The 24082-nt window shown below is 56.7% G+C and carries 24 protein-coding genes; 2 read left to right on the top strand and 22 right to left on the bottom strand.

The window, feature by feature from the left end; genetic code table 11:
- Nucleotides 1–6: 6 nt before the first annotated feature.
- From WFK85_RS03900 to pdxB, 16 genes are all read right to left on the bottom strand, one after another.
- Nucleotides 7–720 (bottom strand): ABC transporter permease, encoded by a 714-nt coding sequence (locus WFK85_RS03900; protein WP_039305135.1) that lies wholly within the window; start codon nt 718–720, stop codon nt 7–9.
- Nucleotides 717–1403, bottom strand: coding sequence for a histidine ABC transporter permease HisQ (locus tag WFK85_RS03895; RefSeq protein ID WP_008459735.1), 687 nt, complete (start codon nt 1401–1403; stop codon nt 717–719). The genes WFK85_RS03900 and WFK85_RS03895 overlap by 4 nt, the downstream gene beginning before the upstream one ends.
- Nucleotides 1404–1477: 74 nt before the next feature.
- Complete coding sequence (gene hisJ / locus WFK85_RS03890; RefSeq protein ID WP_008459733.1) at nt 1478–2260, bottom strand: histidine ABC transporter substrate-binding protein HisJ; 783 nt, start codon at nt 2258–2260, stop codon at nt 1478–1480.
- A gap of 191 nt (nt 2261–2451) precedes the next feature.
- A complete protein-coding gene (gene argT, locus WFK85_RS03885) occupies nt 2452–3234 on the bottom strand; it encodes a lysine/arginine/ornithine ABC transporter substrate-binding protein ArgT (RefSeq protein ID WP_039295568.1) in 783 nt (260 codons plus the stop codon).
- 287 nt (nt 3235–3521) lie between these two features.
- The gene (locus tag WFK85_RS03880; protein WP_336706898.1) at nt 3522–4094 is read right to left on the bottom strand and encodes a UbiX family flavin prenyltransferase; all 573 of its coding nucleotides are present in this window, start codon (nt 4092–4094) and stop codon (nt 3522–3524) included.
- Nucleotides 4095–4115: 21 nt separating this feature from the next.
- Entirely contained in the window at nt 4116–4787 is a 672-nt protein-coding gene (locus tag WFK85_RS03875; RefSeq protein WP_336706897.1) for an ArsR/SmtB family transcription factor, read from the bottom strand.
- A gap of 65 nt (nt 4788–4852) precedes the next feature.
- Entirely contained in the window at nt 4853–6265 is a 1413-nt protein-coding gene (locus WFK85_RS03870) for an MFS transporter (RefSeq protein WP_336706895.1), read from the bottom strand.
- Nucleotides 6266–6400: 135 nt separating this feature from the next.
- Complete coding sequence (purF, locus tag WFK85_RS03865; protein WP_008459723.1) at nt 6401–7918, bottom strand: amidophosphoribosyltransferase; 1518 nt, start codon at nt 7916–7918, stop codon at nt 6401–6403.
- A gap of 37 nt (nt 7919–7955) precedes the next feature.
- Entirely contained in the window at nt 7956–8441 is a 486-nt protein-coding gene (gene cvpA / locus WFK85_RS03860) for a colicin V production protein (RefSeq protein ID WP_008459721.1), read from the bottom strand.
- 299 nt (nt 8442–8740) lie between these two features.
- Nucleotides 8741–9457 carry a cell division protein DedD gene (gene dedD, locus WFK85_RS03855; RefSeq protein WP_213712827.1) on the bottom strand — a complete coding sequence of 239 codons (717 nt, stop codon included), beginning with the start codon at nt 9455–9457 and terminating at the stop codon, nt 8741–8743.
- Nucleotides 9447–10715 carry a bifunctional tetrahydrofolate synthase/dihydrofolate synthase gene (folC, locus tag WFK85_RS03850; protein WP_336706890.1) on the bottom strand — a complete coding sequence of 423 codons (1269 nt, stop codon included), beginning with the start codon at nt 10713–10715 and terminating at the stop codon, nt 9447–9449. Before folC ends, dedD begins: the two co-directional genes overlap by 11 nt.
- A gap of 64 nt (nt 10716–10779) precedes the next feature.
- Nucleotides 10780–11700, bottom strand: a complete 921-nt coding sequence (gene accD, locus WFK85_RS03845; protein WP_008459714.1) for an acetyl-CoA carboxylase, carboxyltransferase subunit beta — start codon at nt 11698–11700, stop codon at nt 10780–10782.
- A 138-nt stretch (nt 11701–11838) separates the two neighbouring features.
- Complete coding sequence (locus tag WFK85_RS03840) at nt 11839–12498, bottom strand: DedA family protein (RefSeq protein WP_008459711.1); 660 nt, start codon at nt 12496–12498, stop codon at nt 11839–11841.
- A 25-nt stretch (nt 12499–12523) separates the two neighbouring features.
- Entirely contained in the window at nt 12524–13339 is an 816-nt protein-coding gene (gene truA / locus WFK85_RS03835; protein ID WP_008459710.1) for a tRNA pseudouridine(38-40) synthase TruA, read from the bottom strand.
- On the bottom strand, nt 13339–14352 hold the full coding sequence (locus WFK85_RS03830) for an aspartate-semialdehyde dehydrogenase (RefSeq protein ID WP_039305160.1): 1014 nt from the start codon (nt 14350–14352) through the stop codon (nt 13339–13341). Before WFK85_RS03830 ends, truA begins: the two co-directional genes overlap by 1 nt.
- 69 nt (nt 14353–14421) lie before the next feature.
- On the bottom strand, nt 14422–15558 hold the full coding sequence (pdxB, locus tag WFK85_RS03825) for a 4-phosphoerythronate dehydrogenase PdxB (protein ID WP_166990874.1): 1137 nt from the start codon (nt 15556–15558) through the stop codon (nt 14422–14424).
- A gap of 114 nt (nt 15559–15672) precedes the next feature.
- On the opposite strand from pdxB, the gene flk reads away from it, so the two are divergent.
- Nucleotides 15673–16677: a flagella biosynthesis regulator Flk gene (gene flk / locus WFK85_RS03820; protein WP_166990871.1), complete on the top strand. Its 1005-nt coding sequence runs from the start codon at nt 15673–15675 to the stop codon at nt 16675–16677.
- A gap of 56 nt (nt 16678–16733) precedes the next feature.
- On the opposite strand, the gene WFK85_RS03815 is transcribed toward flk, so the two are convergent.
- Both WFK85_RS03815 and fabB read right to left on the bottom strand, forming a co-directional pair.
- Nucleotides 16734–17915: an MFS transporter gene (locus tag WFK85_RS03815; protein ID WP_008459697.1), complete on the bottom strand. Its 1182-nt coding sequence runs from the start codon at nt 17913–17915 to the stop codon at nt 16734–16736.
- 225 nt (nt 17916–18140) lie between these two features.
- A complete protein-coding gene (gene fabB / locus WFK85_RS03810) occupies nt 18141–19358 on the bottom strand; it encodes a beta-ketoacyl-ACP synthase I (protein ID WP_008459695.1) in 1218 nt (405 codons plus the stop codon).
- 158 nt (nt 19359–19516) lie between these two features.
- Between fabB and mnmC the strand changes: the two genes are divergently transcribed.
- Complete coding sequence (gene mnmC / locus WFK85_RS03805; RefSeq protein WP_336706885.1) at nt 19517–21517, top strand: bifunctional tRNA (5-methylaminomethyl-2-thiouridine)(34)-methyltransferase MnmD/FAD-dependent 5-carboxymethylaminomethyl-2-thiouridine(34) oxidoreductase MnmC; 2001 nt, start codon at nt 19517–19519, stop codon at nt 21515–21517.
- A gap of 71 nt (nt 21518–21588) precedes the next feature.
- Here mnmC and WFK85_RS03800 read toward each other — a convergent pair whose 3' ends face one another.
- The 4 genes from WFK85_RS03800 to mepA are packed head-to-tail and all read right to left on the bottom strand — an operon-like array spanning nt 21589 to nt 24079.
- Entirely contained in the window at nt 21589–21864 is a 276-nt protein-coding gene (locus WFK85_RS03800) for a YfcL family protein (RefSeq protein WP_008459691.1), read from the bottom strand.
- Between the two features lie 27 nt (nt 21865–21891).
- Nucleotides 21892–22440 (bottom strand): elongation factor P hydroxylase, encoded by a 549-nt coding sequence (locus tag WFK85_RS03795; RefSeq protein WP_008459689.1) that lies wholly within the window; start codon nt 22438–22440, stop codon nt 21892–21894.
- A 16-nt stretch (nt 22441–22456) separates the two neighbouring features.
- Complete coding sequence (locus tag WFK85_RS03790; RefSeq protein ID WP_008459687.1) at nt 22457–23254, bottom strand: sulfite exporter TauE/SafE family protein; 798 nt, start codon at nt 23252–23254, stop codon at nt 22457–22459.
- Complete coding sequence (gene mepA / locus WFK85_RS03785) at nt 23255–24079, bottom strand: penicillin-insensitive murein endopeptidase (protein WP_008459685.1); 825 nt, start codon at nt 24077–24079, stop codon at nt 23255–23257. It abuts the gene before it with no gap.
- Nucleotides 24080–24082 lie beyond the last annotated feature (3 nt).

The raw sequence follows: 24082 nt of genomic DNA, 5'->3' as shown, positions 1-24082 counted from the left end.
AGTCACTCAGTGCGAAGCGGGTTTAACGTGCTGCAGCCAGCGTTTTTCCGCTTTGCGGAACAGGCTTATCAGCACATAAGAGATAATCAAATACAGCACGGCCGCGATGCCGAACGCGGTAAACGGCTGGTAGGTTGCGGAGTTGATATCACGGGCAATCTTGAGCAGATCCGGCACCGTGGCGGTAAACGCCAGCGCCGTAGAGTGCAGCATCAGGATCACTTCGTTGCTGTAGGCCGGCAGCGCAATACGCAGCGCGGAAGGCAGAATAATACAGCGGTACATTTTCACTTTTGAGAAGCCGTAAGCGCGCGCCGCTTCAATATCACCGTGCGGAACCGAGCGAATAGCACCGGCGAAAATCTCCGTGGTGTAGGCGCAGGTGTTGAGCGTCAGCGCCAGTACGGTACAGTTCAGGCCGCTGCGGAAGAACGCGTTCAGCAGCTCCGTCCCTTTGACTATCTCCAGCGTGTACATCCCGGAATAGAACACCAGCAACTGCACGTAGAGCGGCGTGCCGCGAAATACGTAGGTAAAGAGCCAGATGGGGAACGAAATAAATTTGTTGCTGGACACGCGCCCAATGGCGAGGAACAGCGCCAGAATCCCGCCCATCACCACCGACGTAATCAACAGCCACAGCGTAATGGCGACGCCCGTAAAGCGGTAACCGTCCGTCCACAGCAGCGACTGCCAGTAATCGTGAATAATATCGATCATAGCTCGGCCCTCTTGACGCCAACGGAATAGCGGCGTTCAAGCCAGAGCAGCACTCCGTTTGAAACCGTGGTAAAGACCAGGTAGATAATCCCGGCGACAATCGCAAAGTAGAACGGCTGCCAGGTGCTTTTCCCGGCGAGCTGCGTGGCTTTCACCACGTCTTCCAGGCCAAGCAGAGAAACCAGCGCGGTGGCTTTGAGGATCACCTGCCAGTTGTTACCTATCCCCGGCAGCGCGTAGCGCATCATGGCCGGGAACAGAATACGGCGGAAAGTTTGTGACCCGGTAAAGCCAAAGGCGGTGGCCGCCTCAATATGGCCCTTCGGCACGGCAAGATAGGCCCCACGGAAGGTTTCGGTGAAATAAGCCCCGTAGATAAAACCGAGCGTGATGATCCCGGCGATCATTGGGTCGATATCAAACTGCGCCATTCCCAGCGCATCTGTAATGCTGTTGAGCAGCATCTGCAGCCCGTAGAAAATTAACAGCATCAGCACCAGATCAGGCACGCCGCGAATCAGCGTGGTGTAGCCTTCAAATAGCAAAGCGAGTGGGCGATTTTTGGACAGTTTTGCACCAGCACCGGCAAGCCCAATCAGCACGGAAAGGACAACCGAGGCGAGCGCCAGCTCAAGCGTAACCAGAGCCCCTTTGAAAATTACTTCGGAAAAGCCATACAACATGGTGCGTATCCTGTCGTCAGTGTTTGCTGCTTATTGGGCCCCGTCTGACGCGGGGCCTTTGTCACCGGTAAGGCTTATTCACCATACACATTAAAATCAAAGTACGGCTTCGCTAATTTGTCGTAAGTGCCGTCTTTACGCATCTCCGCGAACGCCTTGTTCAGCGCCTCACGCAGTTCGTTATCTTCTTTACGCAGGCCCATGCCGGTGCCTACGCCAAACAGCTTGTCGTCTTTGATGGACGGGCCACCGAACTGATAGTTTTTGCCCACCGGCTGCTTCAGGAAGCCTTCGCTGGCGGCGACTTCATCCTGGAAGGCGGCGTCAATACGTCCGGCAGCCAGGTCGGCGTAAATGGAATCTTGTCCCTGATAGGAGACAATTTCGATGCCTTTTGGCGCCCAGTGTTCATTGCCGTAGGTTTCCTGCGTGGTGCCCTGCAGCACGCCGACGCGCTTGCCTTTCAGCGACTCAAGGGTCGGCTGAATCGGGGAACCTTTGGCCACCACCAGACGAGAATCTGCCGCGTACAGCTTGTCGGTAAAGGCGATTTCCTGCTGGCGTTTTTCGGTGATGGACAACGAAGACATGATGGCGTCGATCTTCTTCGCTTTCAGCGACGGGATCAGCGCATCCAATGGGTTTTCAACGAAGGTACATTGGGTGTTAATGCGCTTGCAGAGTTCTTTCGCCAAATCGATATCAAAGCCGATCAGCTGGCCCTGAGCATTTTTGGATTCAAATGGCGCATAGGTTGGGTCCGTGCCAATCCGCAGGGTTTTCGGAATGGCAGCGAATGCTGTGGTCACGCTGGAAAACGCCAGCACCAGAGAAAGAGACAAAACCAGCTTTTTCATAATTATCCTCAATAGACTGTCCGTTACTTAAGGCTCACACCCACTACAAACAGGGAAAACTTACGCAACACGTTGCGAACAAACCGTTTTCGCACCATAACGGTGCAGCCGGAACGGGACTGCACCACTGCATAGTTATCCTGCCCGGTTAAGAATATATTCAAAACCGGGCTACAGACTAAGGGATAAACTTATTCGCCGTAAACATTAAAGTCGAAGTACTTTTTCGCCAGTTTGTCGTAAGTCCCGTCTTTACGCATTTCAGCCAGCGCTTTGTCGAACGCGGCCTTCAGCTCGGTGTCATCTTTACGCAGGCCGATCCCGGTGCCATCGCCGAAGTATTTTTTGTCCTTCACGGACGGACCGGCAAAGGCATAGTCTTTCCCGGCAGGCTGTTTCAGGAAGCCTTCGCTCCCGGCAACTTCGTCCTGGAATGCCGCATCCAGGCGCCCTGCAGCGAGGTCAGAGTAAATCAAATCCTGGTTGGCGTAGGCCACCACATCAACGCCTTTCGGGCGCCATTCAGCGTTGCCGTAGGTCTCCTGAATGGAGCCCTGCAGCACCCCAACGTGCTTGCCTTTCAGCGATTCGAGCGTCGGCTGAATCGGGGAACCTTTGGCCGCGATCAGGCGGGAATCCGCCGCGTACAGTTTGTTGGAGAAAAGGATCTCCTGCTGGCGTTTTTCGGTGATCGACAGAGACGAGATAATGGCGTCAATTTTCTTCGCTTTCAGCGACGGGATCAGGGAATCAAAGTCGCTGCCAACCCAGGTACATTTGGTCTGAATGCGCTTGCAAAGCTCGTTACCCAGATCGATATCAAACCCAACAAAATCGCCTTTCGCGTCTTTCGAAGAGAATGGCGCGTAGGTCGCGTCGGTACCAATGCGGACGTTTTGCGGAATCGCTGCAAACACGCTGGCTGCGCTGGACAGGCCGAGCAGTAAAGACAGTGCAAGAACCGACTTCTTCATACGATACCCTCAAGTTTGGCTTTCTTATTTGTGATGTCTTGTTGTGTGGTAATGCCTTTGCATACGGAGAGTTGCAGTTCTCATGCCACTTTTCCCTGCGTGGAAAAAAGCCGCTGATTTATGTTAATAAAACGTTGCAACTTCGCGCTAGTTTGAAAGATAGCAGGTCTGGGAAGCGGGACTAGAGGGGAAGGCGGTTTTCGAGGATTAAATCTTCTAAAAGCGATCGGCGTTGCAGAATTGCCCCATAATGAGGCAATCATTTTGTGATGCACCGCAGCAGTGCATTACTTGTGTTCACCCCAGCGAACGAACAGATCTTTGGGCAGCTCAAGGTCAAACTGATCCAGCACCCGGTTGACCGTCTGGTCGACAATATCCTGCAGCGTTTGCGGGCGATGATAAAAAGCCGGCACTGGCGGCATGATCACCGCGCCCAGCTCAGACGCCTGGGTCATCAGGCGCAGGTGCCCGAGGTGCAACGGCGTTTCGCGAATGCAAAGCACCAGCGGGCGACGCTCTTTCAGCACCACGTCCGCCGCACGGGTCAGCAGCCCGTCAGTATAGCTGTGCACGATGCCGGACAGCGTTTTAATCGAGCACGGCAGCACCGCCATCCCCATGGTCTTAAACGAACCAGAGGAGATGCTGGCGGCGATATCCCGTGAGTCGTGCACAACATCCGCCAGGGCCTGCACATCACGCAGCGAGTAATCGGTTTCCAGCGCCAGCGTCTGGCGCGCCGCATTGCTCATCACCAGGTGGCTTTCCACCTCCGGCAGCTGCTGGAGGATCTGCAGTAAACGCACCCCGTAAATGGCGCCGCTTGCGCCGGAAATACCGACAATCAGTCGTTTCATTCATCACCTTTTCTCACCCTTTCAGGATGACCATTTCGACTCAACTCGCAACCCGGCCGCCTGCCAGCCAGGAAAACCATCATCCACGCGCTGCACCCTAAAGTCTTTCTGGCGCAGAAACGCCACTGCCTGTCTGGAAAGTACGCAGAAACGCCCGCCGCAGTAGGCCAGAATTTCCCTGTCGCGAGGTAAATCAGACAGGTGCTGCTCCAGCTTCTCCAGCGGAATATTCAGCGCACCGGGAATATGGCCGGCGGAATAATCTTCCGCGGAGCGAACATCCAGCAACAACGCGCCCTGCTCCAGCCTGGCCAGCAGCGCTTCAATGGAAACCCCCTCCAGCCGCTGCGGGTTGTAGAGACTCTCCGTCGCAACGCGCTGCATTTCGCTGTGCTGCCAGGTATTAAAATTGTGCAGAGCAGAAAGCACGTTTGCCACCGGCCCTTCCCCTTCGCGGTAAAAAACCTGCTTCCCGACGCGCCGCGACTGTACGAACCCGGCCCGCCTGAGCTGCTGTAAATGCTGGGAGGTATTGGTCACGGAAAGGCCGGTTGTCTCTGCCAGTTGCTCAACTGAACTTTCGTGCTGAAAAACGGCCTCCAGCAAGGCAAGACGATGGGGATGCGCCATCGCGCGAGCAAGACCTGCCAGTATTTCTAGTTGGCCCTGCGGGCTCCCCATCACTTTTTTCATCCACGCTGCCCGTTATCCGCCAAACGCCGCCGATGTTAGCATTGCCGCCCCTAAAGTGACAGATATCACCTGGCCTGCCGACTCAGACGTATTGCTAAAAGCGTCGCACCGGCCGGCGCCAAAGCGAAGGCGCCAAACAACGCCATACTGGCCGCGCTGGCCCCTTCAACCCCTCCGGGTGAGGTGATGCCGGCCCCGTTAGTAATAACCCCGGCCAGGGCGGCGGCGAGCGCCGTCGCGTAAAGCTGCACGGTGGTAATGGAGGCCGACGCCAGCGTTTCTTCCCCGGGCGATGCCGCCTGAAATACCTTCGTTAAAAGATGAGGCCAGGCAAGACCAATCCCGAACCCAACGCCCGCCAGCGCCGTACCGCAGGCAACCACGCCCGCCGGGCCGTTAAAAGGTGTCGGCATAATAATGGACAGCGTGACCAACGACACAAGCACCACCAGCGGCCCGACGCAGATTATCCGCTGCGACATTTTTGAACTGACTGAAGCGCTACAAAGCGCCGCCAGCGTCCAGCCACCGGCCATCATTGCCGTCAAATAACCGGCAGACAACGGGCTGAATAGATGGATGAGCTGCAGAAAGTATGGCACGTAAATTTCCGTCGTCAGGCCAATGACCAGCAGCGCCATCATCGCATAAAGCAGGCCAATACCGCGCGTCGGGGAATAAGCGCCGCGAGGCAGCAATTTTGCCGCGTCCGGCCTGCTGTCCAGGCGAGCGATGAGCCACCCTAGCCCCAGACCAACAGCTATTCCGGAGATATTCAGGGCCAAAGAACCGCCCAGCCCGGCGAGGGAAATGGCTAGCACAGACAGGACCAACAGCGAGATGGTGAGTACGGGCAATCGTGCCTCACCGGCTTCAGGCTTCGACATGCTTCTAAATTGCACCATCACAATCAGGGCAAGCACGGCGGCTATCGTCAGCAACGCCCAAAACGCAAGGCGCCATTCGCCGATCTCCGCGAAAACACCGCCGATCGCCGGGCCGCATAGGGTTGCGATGCCCCACATGCCGGAAACCAGCGCCATAGCCCGGGACCATAGCGGAGCCTCAAAGGCGACGCGGATCAGCGCGTAGCTCAGCGCAAACAACACACCACCTCCGAGTCCCTGCACCACTCTCCCCAGGAGCATGACCGGCATGGAGGGTGCCAGCGCGCAGATTACCGCCCCGCAGGAAAACAGCAGCAGGGCCGACAGGTAGGCCATCGCCGCGCCCTGCCGCGCAATCAGCTTCGCAGAGATGGCGGAGCCTACAATCGACGCGGCGACAAAGAGCGTGGTGTTCCACGCATACCAGGCCAGGCCGCCAATCTCCTGAATGACGGTCGGCAAAATCGTGGTGACGATATAAATATTAATGGCATGCAGCGCCACACCGCCGGCGAGGGCCAGGGATCGCAGCCCGTTATGGCCGCTAAGCAGCGTGGCCCAGGAGGCATTTTGACTCGTAATGTCTGACATTCACTCTTCCATCTATCATTCCATAAAGTAATGGAATGATAGAATGAAAAACCAACCACAATTTGTCTCTCTGTGCATCGGGCATAAAAAAGCCCACGGGGTAAACCGTGGGCCTGTAAACGAGGGCGGCTTAGCTTAGCCTTCGTTGTGCATCTCTAAGTTTTCCACTTCGTTCTGACGCGCCAGCGCTTTGGAGTCGTCGTTACGCAAGGATTCGAGATACTGCAGGTATTTGTGGTCAACGTCTTTCGTCACGTAGATGCCGTTAAAGACGGAGCATTCGAACTGGGTGATGTCCGGGTTTTCCACGCGTACCGCCTCGATCAGATCGTCCAGATCCTGGAAAATCAGGCCGTCGGCGCCGATGATCTGGCGAATTTCATCCACTTCGCGGCCGTGAGCAATCAGCTCGTTGGCGCTCGGCATATCAATGCCGTACACGTTAGGGAAGCGAATTTCCGGCGCAGCGGATGCCAGGTAAACCTTTTTGGCACCGGCTTCACGTGCCATCTCGATAATCTGCTCAGAGGTGGTGCCACGCACGATGGAGTCATCCACCAGCAGCACGTTCTTGTCGCGGAATTCAGCGCGGTTGGCATTCAGCTTACGGCGCACGGATTTACGGCGCAGCTGCTGGCCTGGCATGATAAACGTGCGGCCCACGTAGCGGTTTTTCACAAACCCCTGGCGGTACGGCTTCTCAAGAATGCGGGCGATTTCCAGCGCGATGTCGCAGGAGGTTTCTGGAATCGGAATGACCACGTCGATATCCAGGTCTTCCCATTCACGGGCAATTTTTTCGCCAAGCTTTTTCCCCATCTCAACGCGCGCGCTGTAGACGGAAATCTTGTCGATGAAGGAGTCCGGGCGAGCAAAGTACACGTACTCGAACAGGCAAGGATTGCTGACCGGGTTGTCGGCGCACTGGCGGGTGAACAGCTGGCCTTTCTCAGTAATGTAAACTGCTTCGCCCGGCGCGATATCACGCAGGAATTCAAAGCCCAGAGTGTCCAGCGCCACGCTCTCGGAGGCCACCATGTATTCGGTGCGGCCATCGCCCAGATCGCGTTTGCCGATCACCAGCGGGCGGATGCCGTTCGGGTCGCGGAAGGCAACCATGCCGTGGCCGATAATCATCGCCACGCAGGCGTAAGCGCCGCGAATCTGGCGGTTAGTGGCGGCGATAGCAGCAAAAATGTTGTCTGCTTCCAGCGGATAATGGCGGAAGTTATCCAGCTCGCTGGCAAAGATATTGAGCAGGATTTCAGAATCAGAAGTGGTGTTAATGTGGCGGCGCTTTTCTTCGAACAGTTTTTTGCGCAGCTCGTGGGCATTGGTCAGATTACCGTTATGCGCCAGCGTAATCCCGTAAGGCGAGTTGACGTAGAAAGGCTGAGCTTCAGAAGCGCTGGAACTGCCGGCTGTGGGGTAACGCACGTGGCCAATACCCATATTCCCCTGCAGACGCTGCATGTGACGGGCTTCAAACACATCGCTCACCAGGCCATTCGCTTTACGCAGACGGAAGCAATTTAACGCGTCGATGGTGACGATGCCTGCGGCATCCTGGCCACGGTGCTGAAGCACCGTTAACGCATCATAAATCGACTGGTTTACCGGCATGAAACCGGCGATACCGACAATACCGCACATGTTGTCTTTTCCTCATTAAGCCACATCCCCACTACGATTAGCGGGGCAAGAAACTTGACGAGCTTTGCAGATAGTCAAAGAACCATCTGATGATGAAACTGAATTGTGGGATAAGCTGCGACTTTTGCCAGTCATCGCTTTTCGAAAAACCGGTAAAGGTATCCAGGAAGAACAGAATGGCGGAGACGATCAGTACGCCACGCAAGGCGCCAAAACAGATCCCCAACACCCTGTCTGTACCCGACAGGCCGGTTTTTTGCACCAGCGCGCTAATCACATAATTGACTATCGCACCAACAATCAGCGTCGCGATAAACAGCACCGCGATAGCTATCCCATTACGTACCAGTTCGTCTTCAAAGCCAGTGAACCAGACTGACAGATAAGTGTAGTAATGACTGGCGACAAAGAAAGCACATCCCCAGGTCACAAGCGATAACGCTTCCTTCACAAACCCACGTATTACGCTTACCAGACAAGAAAAACCGATAACCGCAATGATGGCGTAATCTATCCAGATCATGAAAAAATCTCGTGATAAATTGCCCTGACGTCCAGTTCGGGGCGAATTCTAACAGAAAAAGAAAACGTTTGCGTAGGGATTTCCTTCCCCCGCGTAAATAAATAATGGCGTTGAAAAAAGCATCAACGCCATTAAAAAAGTGCCTGTTTTGCCTTCACTCCGTTGGGGGGAAGCGACGATGTACCGTCGTTTTTCCCCTCACCCTAACCCTCTCCCCAAAGGGGCGAGGGAACAGTATGGTGCGATATTTTTCCCCCTCTCCCTTCCAGGGAGAGGGCCGGGGTGAGGGTCACCGGCGACTACCTTGGCGAATAATTCATCACCACGCCGTTCAGACCAGAAAGCGAATTCAGTTCGCCCAGCGAAGACTTCAGCTTATCTTTCGAGGCATCCGGCCCGACCAGAATACGGGTAATTTTCCCCTGCACAGGCGTGGTCGGCGAGGTGTAAACCTTGAACCCGGCCCCGCGCAGTTTACCAACAATTTCATTCACTTTGTCCGCATTTTTCAATGCGCCAAGCTGCACCACATAGGCTTGCCCGGTCGGGGCTTTGTCGGCAGTTTTTTCCGCCTTCGACGGCTGTTCGGAGGCCATCGCAAGCTGCTGACCAGTGTTATCATCAGCGGCAGGTTTAGGCTGCGGTTTTTCCACCGGCTTAGGCTTTGGTTTTTCCTGCACGGGCTGCGGCTTAGGCTGTTCGCGCGCGACAGGCACTTCGTCAACGCCCGCAGAGCCTTCGTTCGGGATAGCCCCGCTGTTCAGCCCCGGCGGTACGGAAGCGCCCGCCCTTACCTCTTCCGCCGCGCCTTCCGGCGGCTGCGCTGGCAAAGCCTGAGTAGCCGCCGGCAGCATATCGGGCTCGTCGCTGTCTCCAGGTTTTGGCACCAAAGGAATGGCCGCGAACTCATCCTGATAATGTTTTTTCTGCCCGTCCAGCAGACCCGGCAGCACAATCACGCCCAGTGCGACCAGAATAATGGTTCCGACTAATCGGTTTTGAAACTTACTCGCCACCTGCTCTCCCCGCGTCCAGTACTTCCATTACATGGGCCACCGTGTGGAACGAACCACACACCAGCACGGTATCTTCGGCCGTTGCTTCCGCCATGGCGGCATGCCATGCGTCCGCCACGGTTGCAAATGCTTTGCCGTGACCAAGATGGGCCATAAGCTGCTCTGCGCTTGCGCCTCGTGGCCCCTCCAGCGGAGCACAATACCAGCTATCGACCTGAGGCGACAAACAGGCAAGCGTTCCGGCTATGTCTTTATCGTGTAGCATGCCAATCACCGCCAGCACACAACCCTGTTTTGGTAGCGCCGCCAGGCGACCCGCAAGGTAAGCCGCCGCGTGAGGGTTATGGGCAACATCAAGAATCACGCGCGGTGCCTGAGACACAATCTGGAAACGCCCCGGCAGCGTGGCATGTTCGATGCCATAGCGTATCGCGTTTTCACTCACGTTCAGTTTGCTGGCACGTAAAGCGGCCAGCGCCGTGGCGGCATTGGGCTGTGGAACCAGCGGCAGCGGCAGATCTTTAAGCTCGCCGTTAGCGTCCCGGAACGTCCAGCCTGTGCCTTTAACTTCATAATCCCAGTCAACGCCGCGGCGCAGTAATTGCGCGCCCTTCTCCTGCGCCACATCGGCAATCGTCTGCGGCATATCTGGCTCGCCCACAACCGCAGGGTTATCTCTGCGGAAGACGCCGGCTTTTTCACGGCCAATGCTCTCACGGTCCGGGCCAAGCCAGTCGGTGTGATCGAGCGCAATGCTGGTGACCACAGCCACATCGGAATCCACAATATTGGTGGCATCCAGACGCCCGCCAAGGCCAACCTCAAGAATCACCACGTCTACCGCCTGCTGCTTAAACAATAGCAAGGCCGAGAGCGTTCCGTATTCAAAATAGGTTAAGGAAATATCTCCGCGAGCGGCCTCAATTTCGGCAAACGAGGCGGTATGCAGGGCTTCAGGCAACTCTTCACCCTGAATGCGCACGCGCTCGGTGTAACGCACCAGATGCGGAGAGCTATAAACCCCTACTCGATAGCCGTCGGCCATCAGCGCGGTTTCAAGCGTACGGCAGGTGGTGCCTTTCCCGTTCGTGCCGGCCACGGTAAAAACCGTTGGCGCAGGTTTCAGCACATCGAGCTTGCGCGCAACGTTGCTGATGCGCTCAAGGCCCATATCGATAGTGGTGGAATGAAGGTTTTCAAGATAGCAAAGCCACGTGGCCAGGGGCGACGTGGCTTGAGGAATAAGGTCTTTGTCCATGATGCCCACTTAACATGCACATAAAGAAAAGGGCAGAACCTGCTGGCCTGCCCTTAGTTGCGAATCAGGCCTCTTGACCCTGTTCCGGTGCTGGCGGAACCACGATGGGCTCACGCGGGGCTTCCGGGTTTGGCGCTGGCAGATTCATGAACTTCGCCAGGATGCTCGCCAGTTTCAGGCGCATTTCCGGACGACGAACGATCATGTCGATAGCGCCTTTTTCGATCAGGAACTCACTGCGCTGGAAGCCCGGCGGCAGTTTTTCACGAACGGTCTGCTCGATAACGCGTGGACCGGCAAAGCCAATCAGCGCTTTCGGCTCGGCAATGTTCAGGTCACCCAGCATCGCGAAGCTTGCGGAAACGCCGCCCATGGTTGGGTCAGTCAGCACGGAGATGTACGGCAGACCGCGTTCCTGCATTTTTGCCAGCGCAGCGCTGGTTTTCGCCATCTGCATCAGCGACATCAGCGCTTCCTGCATACGCGCCCCGCCGGAAGCGGAGAAGCACACCATTGGGCAGTTGTCTTCCAGCGCCTGCTCAACGGCACGAACAAAACGCGCGCCAACTACGGAGCCCATTGAGCCGCCCATAAAGGCGAACTCGAAGGCCGCAGCCACAACAGGCATACCGTGCAGGGTGCCTTTCATGACAACCAGCGCGTCTTTCTCGCCGGTCTCTTTCTGCGCGCTAACCAGACGATCTTTGTACTTCTTGGAGTCACGGAACTTCAGCAAATCTTTTGGCTCAAGCTCGCTCCCCAATTCCACCATTGTGCCTTCATCTAACAGGCTATGCAGGCGATCGCGGGCCGACATACGCATGTGGTGATCGCACTTAGGGCAGACACCAAGATTGCGTTCCAGCTCGGCGCGGTACAGGACCTGGCCGCAGCTGTCGCACTTGGTCCACACCCCTTCAGGGATGCTCGCCTTGCGGGTGGGAGTAATATTGCTCTTATTGAGAATTCGTTCAATCCAGCTCATTGATGACCTTTCTGCTTGAACCTGGTCGATACCAGCTTTTCTGCGGCAGTTTTCCCTGCCCCAGACCATAAATGGTGCTCATTAAAACACAACGGCCCGCTACTTTGGATAAAAAAGTGGTCGAACCGCTGCCACGTATTATTTTGACTGCCGCGACGCCGCGCGTTTGTGGCGAATAACTTCCACCACGCCAGGCAAAATCGACACCACGATAATTGCCACAATCAGCAGCTTCAGGTTTTCCTGTACCACCGGCAGGTTACCGAACAGGTAGCCCGCGTAGGTGAACAGCAAGACCCACAGCAGTGCGCCGACGACGTTATAGAACGCAAAATGGCGATAGGACATGTGCCCCATCCCGGCGACAAACGGTGCGAAGGTTCGCACAATCGGCACGAAGCGCGCGAGGATAATCGTTTTTCCGCCGTGACGCTCGTAAAAAGCGTGAGTTTTATCGAGATAACTGCGGCGGAAGATTTTTGAATTCGGATTACTGAACAACTTCTCACCAAACAGCCGCCCGATAGTGTAGTTCACCGCATCGCCGATGATGGCGGCAATCACCATCAAAATGACCATGTAATGCACGTTCAGGTCGTTGGTTTCCAGCGACGCCAGCGCGCCCGCCACAAACAGCAGTGAATCACCCGGTAAAAACGGCGTAACTACCAGCCCGGTTTCGCAGAACAAAATCAGGAACAGAATAGCGTAAACCCAGACACCGTATTGTGCCACTAGCTCGGCCAGATGCACGTCGATATGCAAAATGAAGTCGATGATAAAACGGATGAAATCCATCAAAGTATCCTTTCTTAAGCAGCAATCAATCGGCTAAAAAAAGCGGCCCCATCGGCAGACGCGGCAGCGCAAAGTGGTCGGGGTAATCCACCGACACCAGGTACAGCCCTTCCGCCTTCGCGGTGGCAGCGGCCTTAGTGCGGTCCTTCATTGCCAGCAGATCGGCCATCCAGGTTTCAGCCTGGTTGCCGCAGCCGACTTCCATCAGGCTACCGACGATGTTGCGCACCATGTGGTGCACAAAAGCGTTGGCCTTAATGTCCACCACGATGTAAGCGCCGTAGCGGTTTACCGTAATGTGCATCATATTGCGCCATGGGGTGCGGGACTGGCACTGCACCGCACGGAACGAGGTAAAGTCATTTTCCCCCAGCAGGCTCTGCGCGGCGCGGTGCATTTTATCCGCATCCAGAGGCAGATGAAAATGGGTTACGCCCTGCTGCAGAATGGCCGGACGCAGGCGGTGATTATAAATCACGTAGCGATAGCGGCGAGCCGTGGCGCTAAAGCGGGCATGGAACTCAGACGGCACATCTTTTACCCAGCGCACGGCGATGTCACCAGGCAAATTCGTATTGACGCCCATCGTCCAGGCCGCATCTTTGCGCACCGCGCTGGTTTCAAAATGCACTACCTGGCCCGTGGCGTGAACGCCCGCATCGGTACGCCCTGCGCAAAACACGTTAATCGGCTCATTGGCCACCTGAGACAGCGCTTTTTCCAGTTTTTCCTGCACGCTGCGCACTTCGTTTTGGCGCTGCCAGCCGTAATATTTACTGCCGTCGTACTCAATGCCGAGCGCGATTTTATGAAGCGGAATTTCGCTTAGCACTTCGGACATCAGTACATATACTCCTGCACCAGTTTCTCAGCGGTTTTTATCGCCATCAGCGCGCCGCCAAAGCGAACGTTATCGGCGACTGACCAGAACTGGATTTGCTCCGGCATACCGTAATCGTTGTGTACGCAGCCAATAGAAAGATGGCCGCTACCGGACGCATCCGCCACCTGAGTCGGGAATTCTCCCTCTTCAGACAGCTCAATATCTTCTGCCTGAGCAAACGCATCGCGGGCTTCTTCTGCCGCCAGCGGGCGCAGCGCTTCAAAGTTGACGATTTGGGCATGGCCATAGAACACCGGCGACTGCACAAGGCTGGCGGAGATCATTAAGCCATCGTCCTGCAGCACTTTACGCACTTCATTCACCAGGCGACGCTCTTCCCGCACGCTGCCTTCGGCGTCCGGCACCAGCGGCAGCATGTTGAACGCCAGCTGGCGGCCAAACAGGTCTTCTTCATCAATAGGAATGCCGTTCAGCAGACGGGCGCTTTGCCCGGCCAGCGCGTCTACGGCCACTTTGCCGCGCGCAGAAGCAGACAGCAGACTGGTCACCTGAATACGTGACAGGCCACCCTGCTCAATCAACGGTTTCAAAGCGCTCAGCAGTTGGCTGGTCAGGCTGTCCGCCACGGCCACCAGATTACGGTTACGGTAATCACTCAGCACGAACGGGTTCACATCCGGCACAACCAGCGGCACGTCCGGCTCCAACGAGAAAAGACCGCTTGAGTCAATCACCAGACAGCCCGCGTTGGTCGCTTCTTCCACATAGCGAGCGGAGGCTTCAACGCCCGCGACGAAGAACGCCAGCTGAGCCTGCGTCCAGTCAAACTCTGCCGCGTCCTGCACCAGGATAGTTTTGCCTTCATAACGCAGATTTTCACCGGCGCTCTCGCCGCGCGCCAGGGCATACAATTCACCAACCGGGAACTGACGTTCAGCAAGCAGTTCAAGCAAAGCTGAGCCTACGGCACCGGTGGCGCCTAAAATGGCAATATTCCAGCCTTCGGACATGTTGGTTTACTCCAGAAAATAGAACAGATGCTCCCCGGGACGTCGCCCCAGGGAGCCAGAAGATATTGCTTAGCGAAGCGGGTGATGTGCCGCGCTAAAGCCAAGTTTTTGCAGCATGCCTGCCGCGTCGGCATCGTCACACTGCACATACAGCGATGACCACTCGCGGCGCTCCAGGTAGTTCTTACGCAGCTTGTCGAATTCACCAGGCTGACCGGCTACCTTTCGCAGCGGCGCGTTGTCGCGGCGCACATCATACACCAGATGCACCAGTCTTTTGAGCGTGGGCTGATCGAGCGGGCCTGCCAGCGTGATGCGGCCAAACTCCGGCGGAGGCAGAAGTGAATCCAGCGCCACTTTTTGAGAATGGCCGATAAAATCGCTAAAGGCTTCAAAGACCTGAGTAGTACCGCGAGCCTTACCTTCAAGCGTATAGCCCGCAATGTGCGCCGTGCCAATGTCGACCTTGTCGAGCAACTCGACGTTGAGATCCGGCTCCGGCTCCCAGACGTCCAGCACAACGCTGAGATTCTGCCCTGCTTTTAAGCATTTCAGCAATGCGTTGTTGTCCACTACCGGGCCACGACAGGCATTAATCAGAATAGCGCCAGGCTTCAGGCGGCTAATCAGCGCCTCGTCCGCCAGATGCAGCGTTTTATACTCGCCGGATTTAAACAGTGGCGTATGGAAGGTGATGACGTCGGCTTCCTGCACCAGCGTTTCCAGCGAAACGAAATCGCCTTCATCACCGCGATTGGCTCGCGGCGGGTCGCACAGTAAGGTACGCACGCCCCAGGCTTCCAGACGCGCCTGAAGACGGGCACCAACGTTACCCACGCCGACGATGCCGACTGTCCGGTTTTTCAGCTCAAAACCATCACGTTCGGCCAGCATCAATAAGGAGGAGAACACATACTCAACCACGGCAATCGCGTTGCATCCAGGAGCGGCAGAGAAAGCCACCCCGGCACTTTGCAAATACGCTTCATCAACGTGATCGGTTCCGGCCGTGGCCGTCCCGACAAATTTGATCCCTTTACCGTCCAGCAGTTCGGCATTCACTTTGGTGACCGAACGAACCATCAACGCGTCAGCATCCGTTAACGCATCCACCGGAATCGGACGTCCCGGCACGGCAGTCACCTCGCCCAGGCGGCTGAAAAGTTCGCGGGCATAGGGCATATTTTCATCAACGAGGATTTTCACCTGAGTACCTGTCTGTTAATCGTCGAGATAAGGCCGGATAGTGTGCCATAATCTGACGTCCGGGCATAACGAACTACTTGCGAATGTTTTGTCGCACTTAAGGATCATTTAATAATGCAACCCATTCAGGGCGCCACGCCGCGTCCTCCGGGGGAACCTCCCTCCGCACCGTCTGCCGCCGGCGAACAGCCGCTTTCCACCCAGCAACGTACCGTGCTGGAGCGCCTGATCACCCGGATCATTGCGCTTAGCCAACAGCAGAGCGCTGAAGTGTGGGCGGGCCTTAAGCACGATCTGGGACTCAAAAGCGAGACGCCGCTGCTGTCTCGGCATTTCCCCGCCGCTGAGCAGAACCTGAATCAGCGCCTGACCAGTGCGCAAACCACGCTGGCAACGCGTCAGATCATTCAGCAACTGAGCGATTTGCTGCCCCAGGGCAATAACCGCCAGGCGGTGAGCGACTTTATCCGCCAGCAGTTTGGCCAGACGGCGCTGAGCCAGCTCACGCCGGACCAGCTCAAAACCGTGCTGACGCTGCTGCAAAACAACCAGCTCGCCATCCCTCAGCCGCAGCAGCGCCCGGCCACCGACCGCCCGCTGCTCCCCGCCGAGCACAACAGCCTGAACCAGCTTGTCACCAAACTCGCCGCGGCAACGGGCGAGTCCGGGAAACAAATCTGGCAGTCAATGCTGGAGCTGTCCGGCGTGAAAACCGGTGAACTCATTCCGGCTAAGCACTTTGCTTTGTTGACAACCTGGCTCCAGGCAAGGCAAACGCTGAGCCAGCAGTCTGCGCCTACTTTGCACAGCGTGCAGGCGGCCCTAAAGCAGCCGCTTGAGCCGCAGGAGTGGAAAGAGATGGTGGATTACAGCCAGCAGCGCTTCCAGGCCACGCCGCAAACGATACTGACGACCGCGCAGGTACAGGACATTCTCAATCAGGTGTTTTTAAAACGCGCCGAGCGACAGCCAGCTACGATTGAAGTGCGTGATATTCAGCCGATCTACAACCCGATGTTTAGCGCAATTATCGAGCCGATAAAGGCGCTGAGCGCGAGGCCTGGTCTGGCGTTGATCGCGCTGGTCGTGGTGGTGATTTTGCTCTGGCTGGTGATCTAGTTCCTCACCCCAACCCTCTCCCAAAAGGAGAGGGAAAAAACGGGCAACAAGCAAACCTACTTCCTGAACGCCACCAGCGTCACGGCAATCCCCAGCACCGCAGAAACGGCCCCGGCCATAAACACCGACGAATAGCCCATAGACGTTGCCAGAATTCCGGTCAGCGGCCCGGTGACACCGTATGAAATATCCTGGAAAGCAGCATAGCCGCCCAGCGCCGTGCCGCGCACCTGAGGCGGAACACGCTTAACCACTTCAACGCCAAGCGCGGGGAATATAAGCGAACAACCGCAGCCGGTCAGCGCCGCACCCAGCAGCGCGGTCCAGGCTCCAGGCGCGTGCCAGAGCAGCAGCAAGCCCACGGTTTCAACCGCAAGGGAAAACAGCGCCACGCGCACGCCGCCGTAGCGATCGGGCATCCAGCCAAACAGCACGCGCACCAGTACGAAAGCGCCGCCAAAAGCCGTCAACGTGAAGCCTGCATGGGCCCAGCCGTTTGCGGCAAAATAGAGCGAAACAAAGGTGCCGATAACCGCAAAGCCGACGCCCTGCAGCGCGAGACCCAGCCCCGGCTGCCAGATAAGTCCGATCACAGTCAATAACGAAGGCCGCTCGCCTTTATGGGCCGGGACAGGTTTCACGGTGCCGTTAAACAGCAGCCCAATCAGCGGCAAAGCAATGGTTGTCACGCCCAGCGCCACAAAACCCCACTGGCTGTTAAGCATCAACCCCAGCGGTGCACCGGCAGCCAGCGCGCCATAAATCGCCATCCCATTCCAGGACATCACCTTACCCGAACGCCCAGGGCCAACCAGCCCCAGTCCCCAGGTCAGGTTGCCGGTCAGCAGCTGGCTTTCGCCGAAGCCAAGAATCAACCGCCCAACGATCAGCAAGGCAAACTTCACCGCTGGCTCTACCGGCAATAGCGCGGCGAGCAGGTAGGCAGCGCCCGCCAGTCCGCAGGCAAACATCCCTTGCAGGACGGAGCGTTTAGCGCCCATCTGGTCGGCGAGTCGCCCCGCGTAACCCCGGGTCAATACGGTGGCGAGAAACTGAATGCCCACCGCCACGCCAACCATCATGTTGCCGTAGCCCAACTGCTGGTGAACAAAAAGCGGGATAACGGGCAGCGGCAGGCCCACCGTCATATAGGTCAGAAAGACCGCAAAAGTAATTCTGAAAAGCGACGTATTTGCCGATTTCGACGTTTTAAGAGTGGAATCAGGTACTGCAGACATACTGCTTACTCCATAAATTCAGAGCAAGGCGCAAGTTACCCCGCGCCCTTTCCTCTGAGTGTTCAGATGACAGGGTGCGTTGGTTAACGTTAAACGCTTACGCATTATCAATAATGATAATGGAGGGGAATGCATAGTGCCTTTCGGTTAACCGACTGTCAATGCTGAACAATGGGCAAAAAAATGGGGCCCCCGCAGGTGCCCCATTCCGAATGATTATGGCGATTAAGCGTTCAGCTTACGCATCACCAGCGTGGCGTTAGTGCCGCCGAAGCCGAAGCTGTTGGACATCACGGTGGTCAGCGCTGCATCCGTCGCTTTAGTGACGATGTTCAGGCCAGCAGCCTGTTCGTCCAGCTCTTCCACGTTAATGCTTGGCGCGATGAAGCCGTGTTCAAGCATCAGCAGAGAATAGATGGCTTCCTGTACGCCCGCGGCGCCCAGAGAGTGGCCGGTCATGGCTTTGGTCGCAGAGATCGCCGGGCTGCGATCGGCGAACACTTCACGAATCGCACCCAGCTCTTTCACGTCGCCTACCGGAGTAGAAGTACCGTGGGAGTTCAGGTAGTCGATTGGGGTATCAACGCCGTGCATCGCCATCTTCATGCAGCGCACCGCGCCTTCACCGGATGGGGCAACCATGTCCGCGCCGTCAGACGTTGCGCCGTAGCCAACGATTTCAGCATAGATGTGTGCGCCACGAGCCAGAGCGTGTTCCAGTTCTTCAACCACAACCATACCGCCGCCGCCTGCAATGACGAAGCCGTCGCGGTGCGCGTCATAGGTACGGGAAGCTTTTTCTGGCGTTTCGTTGTACTTGGTGGACAGCGCGCCCATCGCATCAAACTCACACGCCATTTCCCAGCCCAGCTCTTCGCCGCCGCCGGCAAAGACGATGTCTTGTTTACCGAGCTGAATCTGCTCTACCGCGTTACCGATACAGTGGGCGGAAGTTGCACAGGCGGAGCTGATGGAGTAGTTCACCCCATGAATTTTGAACGGCGTTGCAAGGCAAGCGGAAACCGCAGAGCCCATGGCTTTGGTCACCACGTAAGGACCCACGGCTTTCAGGCCACGCGGGCTACGCATGGCGTCAGCACCAAAGACCTGCGCTTTAGAAGAGCCGCCGGAACCGGCAATCAGACCAACGCGTGGGTTGTTCTGGTAAACCTCTTCGCTCAGGCCTGCATCGGCAATCGCTTCACGCATGGAGAGATAGGCATAGATAGAGGCATCGTTCATGAAACGAACCACTTTACGGTCAATCAAACCAGTGGTATCCAGCTTGACGTTACCCCAGATGTGGCTACGCATTCCCGCGTCTTTAAACTCTTCCGAGAAAGTGATCCCTGAGCGTCCTTCTCGCAGAGATGCCAGGACTTCCTGCTGGTTATTACCAATGCTGGAAACAATGCCCAGGCCAGTAATCACTGCACGTTTCATTCAAATACCTCGTTCACTGCACTATGTAGGATTTCGTGTCGCACAATAGCGTACAGTTGTAAGCCGAACAAGTCCGATCAGCCAAATTGTGCGGAAATTTGCGCCGCTCCGCTCACGCCGTTATGATCGTGCCACTGCCTGTCAGACGAGCAACTTACGTGAAACATTCCCCTATACAATCCGCCAACCTCGGTTTTAACGAAGAAGGTACACCTGTATCCCGAGATTTTGACGACGTTTACTTCTCTAACGATAACGGACTGGAAGAGACGCGATACGTCTTCCTCGGCGGAAACCATCTCCCTGAACGCTTTGCAACCCACGAAAGACCGCTTTTTGTGGTCGCAGAAAGTGGGTTTGGTACCGGCCTTAACTTTTTGACTTTATGGCAGGCGTTCGATGAATTTTGTGTGAAACGTGAAGATGCCTGCTTAAAACGGCTGCATTTTATCAGTTTTGAAAAATTTCCCCTGACCGCCGCCGATCTGGCGCTGGCCCATCAGCACTGGCCAGAGCTCAGTCGCTTCGCCACCGAGCTTCAGCAACAATGGCCGCTGCCGATTCCCGGCTGCCACCGCCTGCTGCTGGACAATGGCCGCATCACGCTTGACCTGTGGTTTGGCGATATTAACGAGCTGATATCTCAGTTAGATGACACCCTTAATCAGCAGGTCGATGCCTGGTTCCTGGATGGCTTCGCGCCCTCCAAAAACCCGGATATGTGGACGCAGCAGCTCTTCCAGGCCATGGTTCGCATGGCTCGCCCTGGGGGCACGCTGGCGACCTTTACTTCCGCAGGCTTTGTACGCCGTGGCTTAATTGAAGCGGGCTTCACCGTGACACGCAGCAAAGGGTTTGGCCGCAAACGCGAAATGCTAGTTGGATCTCTACAACAGCCCGTGGATACTCCTGCCCGCACCCCCTGGTACGCTCGCCCTGGCACAAGTGAACGTGAAACCGCGATTATTGGCGGCGGCATTGCCAGCGCCCTGCTCGCCCTGGCGCTGCTGCGTCGAGGCTGGAAGGTCACCCTGTATTGCGAGGATGAAGCCCCAGCCCAGGGCGCATCCGGCAACCGTCAGGGCGCACTTTACCCGCTGCTAACCGCGCATGATGCGGCGCTAACCACCTTTTTCCCGGCGGCCTTCACCTTCGCGCGCCGACTGTACGATGCCCTTCCGGTAACTTTTGATCATGCCTGGTGCGGCGTAACCCAGCTCGCCTGGGATGAAAAAAGCGCCCATAAAATCGAACAGATGCTCGGCCTGAACCTGCCAGACTTACTGGCGAAGGCGGTGGATGCTGAAACGGTGGCGGAAACCTGTGGCGTTGACACGCAGTGCGGTGGCATCAGCTATCCGCTGGGCGGCTGGCTCTACCCGGCACAGCTTACCGCCGGCGCTCTTGCGCTAGCCGAACAGCAAGGGTTGAAGATTCATTATGGATACCGGGTGACCGACTTAACGGCCGCGAAAGGCGGCTGGAAGATAGATTTTGCTCAGCAGGATACCGCCCAGCATGCCGCCGTCGTGCTGGCCAACGGACATCAAATAAGTCAGTTTTCTCAAACTCAGAACCTGCCTGTTTACTCGGTCGGCGGCCAGGTTAGCCATATTCCTACCACGCCGGGATTAAGCCAGCTCCGCCAGGTGCTGTGCTACGACGGCTATCTGACGCCGGTCAACCCGCACAACCAGCAGCATTGTATTGGCGCCAGCTATCACCGTGGCCAGGATGAAATGACCTGGAATGCAGAAGATCAGCAGCATAATCGCCAGCGCCTGCTCGACTGTCTGCCGAATGCAGAATGGGCAAAAGAAGTGGACGTTTCAGCCAACGAAGCCCGCTGCGGCGTGCGCTGCGCTTCACGCGACCACCTTCCAATGGTGGGCAGTGTGCCAGATTATGACGCCACGCTTGAGCAATATATCGGGCTGGCCGAGGATCGTGCAAACGCAGAGCCTGCACCGGTTTACGGCAATCTTTATATGCTGGGTGCATTGGGCTCACGCGGGCTGTGTAGCGCGCCGCTGGCTTCTGAGATTCTGGCAGCGCAGATGAGTGAAGAACCTATTCCGCTGGATGCAGTCACGCTCGCGGCGCTGAACCCGAATCGGCTTTGGGTAAGGAAGCTATTGAAAGGAAAAGCGGTGAAGTGATGTTCCCCTCATCAGCTTCTCTGTAACGCTTTTATCCCCTCTCCCTTTTAGGGAGAGGGTTAGGGTGAGGGTTAAAACTTCGCCTTCTCGAAAAGCGTTTCCCACATGCCCAACACCAGCGCCTGGTCGCGCGGGGAAAGCTCACCGGCCTGAATCGCCTTTTGCAGGCTATCGCTCACCACCACATGCAGCGCGTCTGGCGTATGGTCGTCGCCGTTTTCCAGTTCGGCTACCGCCAGAGTCAGGTGCCCACGCAGATAACCGCTGGCAAACAGGTCGTCGTCACTGGCGTGCTCCACCATCTCATCAATCAACGCCAAAATACGTGACTCAAATTCCGCGATCATCATACATCCTCTTCATACAGGTGATTTTTAGTTTAGGTCTTCTGGCCAGGCAAACTGCCCGGCTTCGAGCGCAGGGGTGCCATAATACGCCCTTAGCGCGTCAATCAAACGAGCCGGGCGCTCGGGGATCCCGTCTTTCAGATAAGTCATAACCTGGGCATGAACCCGGCGCTGAAACGCAATGCGGTCAGGCTCAAAATCGCCGCTCAGGTTGTCGCAGCTGACGTTAAACGGGAAGCCCGCGGCGGTGCTGAGCATCCACTCCAGCGCCTGCGGCTTCACTTCCACATCTTCGAACTTGCCCTGGGTTTCGGCGTCTCGCCCGTCCGGGCAATACCAGTAACCGAAGTCCACCAGCTTGCGGCGCTCTGCGCCCGCCACGCACCAGTGAGAAATCTCATGCATTCCGCTGGCGTAATAGCCGTGCGCGAAGACGATGCGGTTATACGGCAATTCGTCATCCGCAGGCAGATAAATAGGCTCGTCATCGCCCTTGATCAAGCGGGTATTAAACTCTGCCAGGAAGCAGCTATCGAACACGTCAATCAGTTCCTGGTAATGGTGTTGTTTGCTCATAGTGACATCATTCATTTCAGGCTATCCCTAACCAATGGAGAATTTCCGGTCCGTGGCTGTCATACAGCAGCTTGGCGCTCATTACCGCCGAAACAACGACAATCATTGGGCGAATCAGCTGCTGCCCTTTACTTAAGACGAGGCGCGAACCCGCCCTCGCCCCTAAAAATTGCCCGGCCATCATCACAAAGCCGGTGCCCCAAATCACCTTGCCGCCGATGATAAACAGCAGCAGCCCGCCAAGATTGGAGGTGGCGTTCAGGACTTTCGCGTGGGCGGTGGATTTGGCGAGGTTGAAGCCGCAAAGCGTCACAAAGGCCAGCGCGTAAAACGACCCGGCGCCGGGGCCAAAGAAGCCATCATAAAAACCGACGCAGCCCCCGGCAATTAACGCGAACGGCAAACCGTGCAGGCGGCGCTGCCGGTCTTCTTCTCCGAGCTTTGGCATCAGCAGGAAATAGAGCCCGATGCCGATAATCAGCAGCGGCAGGATCTGGCGCAAAATATCGGACTTCACGTGCTGCACCAGCAATGCGCCGCACGTAGAGCCGATAAAGGTCATCAGAATATTGAGCTTCTGATCGGCAAGGCTGACCACCTTGCGGCGAATGAAATAGAGAGAGGCTGAAACCGAGCCGCCGCAGGCCTGTAGCTTGTTGGTTGCCAGGGCCTGAGCCGGAGACATGCCTACCGCCAGCAAAGCAGGGACCGTCAGTAACCCGCCGCCGCCCGCAAGGGCATCAATAAACCCGGCCAGCATGGCGACAAAAAACAGCGCCAGCAGCAGCAGCGGGGAAACCATAAACCATTCCATTTACAGAGCGTGCTCATCCAGTAATGCCTGACAGGAGGCGGGTAGCGGCGGTGGCGTTGTCTTTTTCGGCGGCGTGCTGCCCGGTGCAGGCGGCGCGAACCAGCTTTGCAGCTCGGCCCCGCAGCCGTCTCCCGGAGGAGGCAGAGGCTGATCCTCACACTCAAGGCTGTTAGCCGGGCAGCGCAGGCGAACGTGCATGTGGGCGCGGTGGGCAAACCACGGGCGCACCTTACGCAGCCAGTCGCGGTCAGCGCCCGCATCTTCGCAAAGCCGCTGCTTAATAGCCGGGTTCACGAAGATGCGCGTCACCTCGTTATCTTTAGCCGCGAGCTTAATCAGGCTGTCGATTTCCGGTTTCCACAGCGAAGGCACCACGCGCTTGCCGTCGGCAGCAACCAAATCCAAAGCCTGAGGGCGCAGCAATTGCGCCGACGTCCAGCGAGTTTTTGGCAGTTGCAGGAAAATGTCGACATCAAGCCCGGTCTGATGGCTGGCGTGGCCGGAGCTAAAACGCCCGCCTGCCGCCATGCCCATGTCACCAATCAACACTGTCCCCAGGCCGAGCTGATTTACCTGATTACTCAGGCGCTGAATAAACATCACCAGATCGGGATGACCAAAGTAGCGACGCTGATCCGGGCGCATCACCTGGTAGCGGGCGTCCTCAAGCGGCAACGCGTGAGCCCCGACGATGCAGCCGTTGGAAAACGCGCCAATAGACTGCGCGCTACCGGCAATCGGGTGGTCGATTTTTTGCCACGGCGTCGCCGCTAGAGCCTGGGCGCTGGCGGCCAGCGCCAGCATCCCGATCAGGAGTTTGTTCATCGT

The organism is Cedecea sp. VD22, from assembly GCF_037150195.1.
Taxonomy (GTDB): domain Bacteria; phylum Pseudomonadota; class Gammaproteobacteria; order Enterobacterales; family Enterobacteriaceae; genus Cedecea.
Note: the sequence above shows the minus strand (reverse complement) of the source record. Positions and strands in the feature narration are given on the sequence as shown.

What these genes read in the sequence shown, in the direction of transcription:
- WFK85_RS03790 (WP_008459687.1), bottom strand. Translation starts at nt 23,254, where the DNA reads ATGGAATGGTTTATGGTTTCCCCGCTGCTGCTGCTGGCGCTGTTTTTT.
- WFK85_RS03900 (WP_039305135.1), bottom strand. Translation starts at nt 720, where the DNA reads ATGATCGATATTATTCACGATTACTGGCAGTCGCTGCTGTGGACGGAC.
- flk (WP_166990871.1), top strand. Translation starts at nt 15,673, where the DNA reads ATGCAACCCATTCAGGGCGCCACGCCGCGTCCTCCGGGGGAACCTCCC.
- WFK85_RS03870 (WP_336706895.1), bottom strand. Translation starts at nt 6,265, where the DNA reads ATGTCAGACATTACGAGTCAAAATGCCTCCTGGGCCACGCTGCTTAGC.
- hisJ (WP_008459733.1), bottom strand. Translation starts at nt 2,260, where the DNA reads ATGAAAAAGCTGGTTTTGTCTCTTTCTCTGGTGCTGGCGTTTTCCAGC.
- WFK85_RS03795 (WP_008459689.1), bottom strand. Translation starts at nt 22,440, where the DNA reads ATGAGCAAACAACACCATTACCAGGAACTGATTGACGTGTTCGATAGC.
- WFK85_RS03815 (WP_008459697.1), bottom strand. Translation starts at nt 17,915, where the DNA reads ATGTCTGCAGTACCTGATTCCACTCTTAAAACGTCGAAATCGGCAAAT.
- fabB (WP_008459695.1), bottom strand. Translation starts at nt 19,358, where the DNA reads ATGAAACGTGCAGTGATTACTGGCCTGGGCATTGTTTCCAGCATTGGT.
- WFK85_RS03830 (WP_039305160.1), bottom strand. Translation starts at nt 14,352, where the DNA reads ATGTCCGAAGGCTGGAATATTGCCATTTTAGGCGCCACCGGTGCCGTA.
- argT (WP_039295568.1), bottom strand. Translation starts at nt 3,234, where the DNA reads ATGAAGAAGTCGGTTCTTGCACTGTCTTTACTGCTCGGCCTGTCCAGC.
- folC (WP_336706890.1), bottom strand. Translation starts at nt 10,715, where the DNA reads ATGGACAAAGACCTTATTCCTCAAGCCACGTCGCCCCTGGCCACGTGG.
- WFK85_RS03895 (WP_008459735.1), bottom strand. Translation starts at nt 1,403, where the DNA reads ATGTTGTATGGCTTTTCCGAAGTAATTTTCAAAGGGGCTCTGGTTACG.
- WFK85_RS03800 (WP_008459691.1), bottom strand. Translation starts at nt 21,864, where the DNA reads ATGATCGCGGAATTTGAGTCACGTATTTTGGCGTTGATTGATGAGATG.
- WFK85_RS03875 (WP_336706897.1), bottom strand. Translation starts at nt 4,787, where the DNA reads ATGAAAAAAGTGATGGGGAGCCCGCAGGGCCAACTAGAAATACTGGCA.
- accD (WP_008459714.1), bottom strand. Translation starts at nt 11,700, where the DNA reads ATGAGCTGGATTGAACGAATTCTCAATAAGAGCAATATTACTCCCACC.
- WFK85_RS03880 (WP_336706898.1), bottom strand. Translation starts at nt 4,094, where the DNA reads ATGAAACGACTGATTGTCGGTATTTCCGGCGCAAGCGGCGCCATTTAC.
- purF (WP_008459723.1), bottom strand. Translation starts at nt 7,918, where the DNA reads ATGTGCGGTATTGTCGGTATCGCCGGTTTCATGCCGGTAAACCAGTCG.
- mepA (WP_008459685.1), bottom strand. Translation starts at nt 24,079, where the DNA reads ATGAACAAACTCCTGATCGGGATGCTGGCGCTGGCCGCCAGCGCCCAG.
- truA (WP_008459710.1), bottom strand. Translation starts at nt 13,339, where the DNA reads ATGTCCGAAGTGCTAAGCGAAATTCCGCTTCATAAAATCGCGCTCGGC.
- WFK85_RS03840 (WP_008459711.1), bottom strand. Translation starts at nt 12,498, where the DNA reads ATGGATTTCATCCGTTTTATCATCGACTTCATTTTGCATATCGACGTG.
- cvpA (WP_008459721.1), bottom strand. Translation starts at nt 8,441, where the DNA reads ATGATCTGGATAGATTACGCCATCATTGCGGTTATCGGTTTTTCTTGT.